The sequence below is a fragment of the Lysobacter sp. TAB13 genome, from assembly GCF_052113885.1.
Taxonomy (GTDB): Bacteria; Pseudomonadota; Gammaproteobacteria; order Xanthomonadales; family Xanthomonadaceae; genus Lysobacter; species Lysobacter gummosus.
This window is the reverse complement of sequence record NZ_JBFRDR010000082.1, coordinates 1-649: the sequence shown is the minus strand read 5'-3', so window position 1 is coordinate 649 and position 649 is coordinate 1. Positions and strand designations below refer to the sequence as shown.

The window sequence follows — 649 nt, the reverse complement described above, 5'->3', positions numbered from 1 at the left end:
GAATGATCCTGACGCCGCTGATCCTCGAATATCTCAGGCGCTACCCGGACATGAACGTCTTTCTCGTCACCGAAGGACGCCTGGTCGACATCGTCGGACAGGGTTTCGACGCCGGTATCCGGCTGGCGGAGACCGTCCCGCAGGACATGATCGCGGTTCCGATCGGCCCCGCCTTGCGACAGGTCGTGGTGGGATCGCCCGGCTATTTCCAGGGGCGCACCAGGCCTGYCGTGCCGGGCGACCTGCTCCAGCACCGATGCATTCGCGCGCGGATGGCGAGCGGCGCGATCTATCACTGGGAATTCGAGCAGCGCGGCGAGCAGGTCGAGATCGATGTGCCGGGATCACTCACCCTCGACGAAATGACCCTGATGCTGGAGGCGACACTCGCCGGGACCGGTCTTGCCTATCTCAGCGAATGGTCGGTCGCACCGCATATCGCCTCAGGGGCGTTGATCCCGGTGCTGGAGGACTGGAGCCCGCCCTTTCCCGGCCTCTGTCTCTACTATCCCGGCCGCCGGCACGTCCCGGCCGGCCTGCGCGCGCTGATCGCTCTGATCCGGGARACGAATGAAMGGAGCCGCMMMTMCGGYCTCAGGCAGCCACGGCGATCCGTTGCACCTTGATGTCGTCTTCATGGGCCCTGGCC

1 protein-coding gene is annotated in these 649 nt (G+C 65.7%); it reads left to right on the top strand.

Features of this window, described 5'->3' with window-relative positions; all coding sequences use genetic code 11:
* The coding region (locus tag AB4Y92_RS25215) for a LysR substrate-binding domain-containing protein (RefSeq protein WP_441822106.1) at positions 1-626 on the top strand (626 nt) is incomplete at its 5' end.
* Positions 627-649: the final 23 nt, after the last annotated feature.